Origin of the sequence: Amycolatopsis circi (assembly GCF_003385235.1) — a bacterium.
GTDB classification, from domain to species: Bacteria; Actinomycetota; Actinomycetes; order Mycobacteriales; family Pseudonocardiaceae; genus Amycolatopsis; species Amycolatopsis circi.
Genome location: NZ_PQIA01000139.1, coordinates 21,061 through 27,060, shown reverse-complemented (window position 1 = coordinate 27,060; position 6,000 = coordinate 21,061). Strand labels below are relative to the sequence as shown.

The window sequence follows — 6,000 nt, the reverse complement described above, 5'->3', positions numbered from 1 at the left end:
GAACAGGGGTGCGCACGGCGGGGACAGTGGGCGGCGGCTCCGGAACGGCAGGCGGCAGCGCGGGAACAGGGGCGCGCACGGCTGGGGCAGTGGGCGGCGGCTCCGGAAAGGCTGGCGGCGGCTTGGCTGCCGCTCGCTCGGGTTCTGGCCGAGCTGACACCGGAGCCGTCACCTCCGGACCAAGCCCGGCGGGCACCGCTTCACAAAGCGATCCGCCGACATCAGCCCTGCTCGGCGCTCCAAACCCGGGCGCACCTGCCAGCCTGAGCGCGCCCGGTTCCTCCGCCAGCCCGAGCCCGGCAGCCCTCGATGCTCCCGGCGAAGACCCGCACGGACTAGACCTCCAAGGCGCGCGAGCCGACGCCCTCCTGGGCCTAGCCGCCGACAACCTCGCCCTCGGCCGCATCTCTACCGCCCGCCGCCTGGCCGTCCGCGCCGCCCAAACCGACCGCCGCTGGAGGGCGACCGTCCGAGGCGGCTGGGTAGGCGCCGAGATCGAACTCGCCGACGGCCAGCCCGAAGCAGCCGTCGCCCCGGCCCGCCTCGCCTATGAGACCGCCGTAGCCCGTCACGCTCAGCGACACGTCGTGAAGTCCGGCATCGTCCTCGGTGTCGCCCTGCTCGCCGCCGGAAAACCCGGCGCGCGCGAACTCGTTCTCGCCGCCGCCGCGGACGGCGAAAAATATGAACTCGATTCACTTAATTGGGTGGCCGCCCGCGTCGCCGCTGACCTGGACCCCGACCGGGCCGAGGAGTATCGATTCAGGAGCCACCAGGTGTTGCACGCAGTGTTACGGCACGCGGATCCTTGCGTGATGCGCATCGCACACGAATCGCCGTGGGTGCCCGTCGGACCCGGGTAGGCCTGCGGGAACGGGCGTTCCGGCATCCGGGCTAAGAAACTTCAAAAAAAGCCACCGGATCGTGTCAAGGTTCGGACTAAAGCGTCCGATAGGGGAAGTGGAATGTCACCCGGCTGCAGGAAGGAAACCCCGTGACGACGGTCTTGATCTGCGACGACCGACGCAGTGTCCGCGAAGGGCTCACCCGTGTGATGTCCGCGGTGCCTGGGGTCAGTCGCATCGACTGCGTAGCGCACGGTGACGAGCTGCTGGCCCGGTACACCCGTCAGCCGGTCGACGTCGTGCTGGTCGGAACGCAACGCGCGGTCCCGACAGGCGTCGAGGCCACCCGCCGGCTCGTCTCCGCGAACCCCCAGGCGAACGTCATCGTGTTCGGCGCCCCGGACGACGCGGGCAGCATCGCGGCCGCCATCGCCGGCGGAGCGCGCGGCTACCTGCGCTGGGACGCCTCGCGGCCCGAACTGGTCGCCGCGCTGGCGCACACCCTGGCCAGCACCTCGGTGCCCGCGCCGCGGCAGCCGTCCGACCCGGGCGTGCAGCTCACCGAGCGCGAACTGCAGGTCCTGCGCGGCATGAGCCAGGGCAAGAGCAACGGCCAGATCGGCCGCGAGCTGTACCTCTCCGAGGACACGGTCAAGACGCACGCGCGGCGGTTGTTCCGCAAGCTCGGCGTCCGCGACCGCGCGCAGGCCGTGGCGCACGGCTTCCGCCGCGGTCTCGTGTCCTGACCGAGGCCGAGCAAGCCAGTACGGGACTTCCGATCCGATTCCCGCGGTGACGAACGGGCCAGGGCGCGAGCCCTGGCCCGTACCTGTTGTCCTGGCCCCTGCTCCGCGTGCCTCGCCCGCGTCCCCACCGCGTGATGGCACTGCCCCACCCCGTCTGCCTGCGACAATCGCCGCCCGGCCGCGCCCGGCGCGCCGGTCACCACCTCTGGCGGTTGTCTGGTAGGACTCCGACGGTACGGTAGCTGTGACCGGCGCTGGACGGGGACGACCACGCGCCGGATTCTTTGCACGCCTACACGTAACGCTGGGACTGTTGTCTGCGATGGCCACTGTGGGGGATGGACTGGACGAGCCGGTCGCCGCCGCTGTCGAGGGAGACCCTCAGGCAGTGGAGCGGTTGCTGGCCGCCATTCGTCCCCTTGTGGTGCGGTATTGCCGCGCCAGGGTTGGCAGGCAGGAGCGTTCTTTCGCTTCGGCAGACGACGTTGCGCAGGAGGTGTGTCTCGCGGTGCTCACGGCATTGCCTTCGTACCGTGACCAGGGGCGCCCCTTTCTGGCGTTCGTCTACGGCATCGCCCAGCACAAGGTCGCCGACGCGCACCGCGCCGCGGCTCGCAACCGGGCGGAGCCGGTCGCCGAGATCCCCGACGAGATCGAGGTCGGCGTCGGCCCGGAGCAACGTGCTCTGCAAGGTGAGCTGAACGAGCGGATGGCGCAGTTGCTGCAGGTGCTGCCGGACAAACAGCGGGAAATCGTGGTTCTGCGGGTCGTGGTCGGGCTGTCGGCGGAGGAGACGGCGGATGCCGTCGGTTCCACGCCGGGCGCGGTCCGCGTCGCCCAGCACCGGGCGCTCGCCCGGCTGCGCAAGGTGCTTGCCGCCGAGGAGGTGATCTGAGTGACCGATCGCGAAGACCGGGACAGAGACCTGTCACCTTCCGCGCAGGCCAGCGGCCTGACCGGGTACGAAGCGGAAGCAGACGGCGACCTGACGGCCATCCAGGCCGACGACGCGCTCCTCGACGCGCTCGGCGGGACCGATCCGGCGGTCGCCGACGGGCTCGGAGACCAGGAACTGAACGCGCTGCTGCTCGCGTGGCGCCGCGACATCGACAGCGAGCCGCTCGCCGAGCTGGTCGACGTCGACACCGCGGTCACCACGGTGAAGACCGCGACGCTGGCGCGCAAATACCAAAGCCGCGGCCGCCGTCGCCGCTATCTCGTGCCGGTGGCCGCCGCGTGCGCCGCCGCCGCCATCGCCTTCACCGGCACCGGTCTCGCCGCGCGCGACGCCCAGCCCGGCGACACGCTGTGGGGCCTCACGAAGGTGCTCTACGCCGACCACGCCCGCTCCGTCGAGGCCGCCGCCGCGGCGAAGCTCGACCTGGAGAAGGCGAACCTGGCGCTGGCCGACAACCGGCTCGCGGACGCCCGGCGCGCGCTCGCCGACGCACAGGCCGCGCTCACCCAGGTCACCGACGCGGACAACCGCAACCAGCTTTTGCAGCAGCACCGCGAACTGGCCGCTCAGCTCGGCCAGCCGACGGCTCCGCCCTCGAACCAGCAGTCGTCGACGCCGCCCGCCGTGCCGCCGGTGCACGACCCGGTCAGCAGCGCGGCGCAGCCGCCCGGCCAGTCGACGTCGCTGCCGGGCACCGGCCACACCAACAATCCGCCGCCGGTCACCTCGGTGACTCCGCTTCCGCCGGAGACCTCCACGCCGAGTTCGCCGCCGCCGTCGCCGAGCGCCACCCCGAACGATCCGGGCACGGGCAGCAGCCCGCGCAACGAGTCGTCCCAAGGGGTGCAGGCCCCGAACGGCACTAGCGGCTCATAGGTTTCACGAAGGTCCCGGCACGTACAGTGCCGGGACCTTTTTCGTTTCCAACCGGGGAGGCGCGGTGCTGGTTTTCGGAGAGCCCTACGAGACAACCGGCGGGACGGTGCTGATCACTGTCACGCGGCAAGGCCGTAAAGGCGGGCCGGGGCACGCGGTCGGGCTCTACACAATCAACGCGGACGGCGTGACGTGGACGCCCGCGGCCGATCAGGGGCGGATCACGCTGATCGGCGCCTGCACTGGTTTCGTGGCGGCGGCGTTGGCGACGCTGGCTGTCGTGCGCCGTCCGCCGTGGCCGAATCTGACCGAGCGGGCGATGGTCGCCCTCGCTCAGGCCGACAGCGCGAAGAAACCGCGCTGATCCGGATTGCCCACCGGACGGTTCCACTGTGGACAACCCTTGTGGACAACCCGTTCGCGCACACGAAGAAGGTCCTGGTGGTCAAGCTCACCAGGACCTTCTTCGCACCGAGCTGTTCAGGACCGAACTGTCAGTACGCGCTTTCGTTCGCCGTGACCCCGTCCGCGAAACCGCGGCAGTAGTCCCAGCTCACGTAGTCGGTCGGGTTCGGGTCGAAGGCCGGCTCGTGCGGGCGCATCCGGCCGTCGGACAGCAGCTGCTCCAGGCTCGCGCGCAGCAACGTCCAGTCGTGATAGTGGGGTTCGTCGCACTCGCCGCAGTCGACCACGATGCCGCGGACCCCGCGTGGCTCCAGCAGAGCCTGGTACACGGCGAGGTCGGACAGGTCGGCCAGCAGCTCGGTGCGCTCGTCCGCGCTGATCGGCTCTTCGAGGTGGTCGTCGGGGTCGGGGATGGCCCGGGCCGGATCGTCCGGGTCGTCCGCGAACGGATCGGGGGGCAACACATCGTGCGGCACGGCCTGCACGGTACCCGGCGGGCCACCCGCCCGGGCCAGGGCCCCGGCCCGGATATCATGAGGGGAAGGCCCGACCACGCTCGGCCCACGCCAGGCATCGCCGCCCGCGACTCCCGCCCGCTCCCGCCAGGAAGGCCCTTCGCCCCTCATGACCAGCGAAAGCATCACCCCCGCAGTGCCCAGCAAGTTCGCGATGCTCGGCTTGACCTTCGACGACGTGCTGCTGCTGCCCGCGGAATCGGACGTGGTGCCCAGCGCGGTGGACACGAGCACGCAGCTCACCCGCAACATCAAGCTCAACGTTCCGCTGGTCTCCGCCGCGATGGACACGGTCACCGAGGCGCGCATGGCGATCGCGATGGCCCGCCAGGGCGGGATCGGCGTGCTGCAGCGCAACCTGCCGATCGAGGAGCAGGCGGCGGCGGTCGAGGTCGTGAAGCGGTCCGAAGCGGGCATGGTCACCGACCCGGTCACCTGCGCCCCGGACGACACCCTCGCCGAGGTCGACGCCCTGTGCGCGAGGTTCCGGATCTCCGGTGTCCCGGTCACGGACGCCTCCGGTGCGCTCGTGGGCATCATCACCAACCGCGACATGCGGTTCGAGGTCGACCACACGCGCCTGGTGAGCGAAGTCATGACGAGGACGCCGCTGGTGACGGCGCAGGTCGGCGTCACCGCGGAGGCCGCGCTCGGACTGCTGCGCCGGCACAAGATCGAGAAGCTGCCGATCGTCGACGGCGCGGGCAAGCTGCGCGGCCTGATCACGGTCAAGGACTTCGTGAAGACCGAGCAGTACCCGCGGGCTTCGAAGGACCCGGACGGCCGCCTCGTCGTCGGTGCCGCGGTCGGCGTGGGCCCGGACGGCCACAAGCGCGCGATGGCGCTGGCCGAGGCGGGCGTGGACGTCCTGATGGTCGACACCGCGCACGGCCACTCGCGCGCGGTCGTGGAAACCGTGCGGCTGCTGAAGAAGGAACTGGGCGAGACCGTCGACATCGTCGGCGGCAACGTAGCCACGCGGGCCGGGGCGCAGGCGCTGGTGGACGCGGGCGTGGACGGCGTGAAGGTCGGCGTCGGCCCGGGCTCGATCTGCACCACGCGGATCGTCGCGGGCGTGGGCGTGCCGCAGATCTCCGCGATCTACGAGGCCGACCAGGCTTGTCGTCCGGCGGGTGTCCCGGTGATCGGCGACGGCGGCATCCAGTACTCCGGCGACATCGCGAAGGCGATCGCGGCGGGTGCGTCCACCGTCATGCTGGGCAGCCTGCTCGCTGGCACCGCCGAGTCGCCGGGCGACCTGATCCTGGTCAACGGCAAGCAGTTCAAGGTTTACCGCGGCATGGGCTCGCTCGGTGCCATGCAGTCGCGCGGCCAGGCGAAGTCCTACTCCAAGGACCGCTACGCCCAGGACGACGTGCTCAACGAGGACAAACTGGTGCCGGAGGGCATCGAGGGCCGGATCCCGTTCCGCGGACCGCTGTCGAACGTCGTCCACCAGCTCGTCGGCGGCCTGCGCGCGGGCATGGGCTACGCGGGCGCGGAGACGATCGCGGCGATGCAGGAGGCGCAGCTGGTCCGGATCACCGCGGCCGGGCTCAAGGAAAGCCACCCGCACGACATCACCATGACGGTCGAGGCCCCGAACTACACGACCCGCTGATCGACCCTGTTCGCCCGCTCCTTCCTCCCGCCAC

Annotated in this window: 7 protein-coding genes; 6 read left to right on the top strand and 1 reads right to left on the bottom strand. The window is 71.0% G+C overall.

Annotated features, from left to right (window positions below; all coding sequences use genetic code 11):
• The 5 genes from D0D37_RS48265 to D0D37_RS38450 form a co-directional block, all read left to right on the top strand.
• On the top strand, window positions 1-863 hold an 863-nt coding region (locus D0D37_RS48265; protein ID WP_425267007.1), incomplete at its 5' end, for a hypothetical protein.
• Between the two features lie 131 nt (window positions 864-994).
• Window positions 995-1,591 carry a response regulator transcription factor gene (locus tag D0D37_RS38465; protein ID WP_020662719.1) on the top strand — a complete coding sequence of 199 codons (597 nt, stop codon included), beginning with the start codon at window positions 995-997 and terminating at the stop codon, window positions 1,589-1,591.
• A gap of 322 nt (window positions 1,592-1,913) precedes the next feature.
• A complete protein-coding gene (locus tag D0D37_RS38460) occupies window positions 1,914-2,486 on the top strand; it encodes a sigma-70 family RNA polymerase sigma factor (protein WP_037816212.1) in 573 nt (190 codons plus the stop codon).
• Window positions 2,487-3,425 (top strand): anti-sigma-D factor RsdA, encoded by a 939-nt coding sequence (locus D0D37_RS38455; RefSeq protein WP_116205503.1) that lies wholly within the window; start codon window positions 2,487-2,489, stop codon window positions 3,423-3,425.
• A gap of 64 nt (window positions 3,426-3,489) precedes the next feature.
• Window positions 3,490-3,789, top strand: a complete 300-nt coding sequence (locus tag D0D37_RS38450) for a hypothetical protein (protein ID WP_116205502.1) — start codon at window positions 3,490-3,492, stop codon at window positions 3,787-3,789.
• A gap of 130 nt (window positions 3,790-3,919) precedes the next feature.
• Here D0D37_RS38450 and D0D37_RS38445 read toward each other — a convergent pair whose 3' ends face one another.
• Window positions 3,920-4,315, bottom strand: coding sequence for a DUF5319 domain-containing protein (locus tag D0D37_RS38445; RefSeq protein WP_009072430.1), 396 nt, complete (start codon window positions 4,313-4,315; stop codon window positions 3,920-3,922).
• Window positions 4,316-4,454: 139 nt separating this feature from the next.
• On the opposite strand from D0D37_RS38445, the gene guaB reads away from it, so the two are divergent.
• Window positions 4,455-5,966: an IMP dehydrogenase gene (guaB, locus tag D0D37_RS38440; RefSeq protein WP_116205501.1), complete on the top strand. Its 1,512-nt coding sequence runs from the start codon at window positions 4,455-4,457 to the stop codon at window positions 5,964-5,966.
• Window positions 5,967-6,000: the final 34 nt, after the last annotated feature.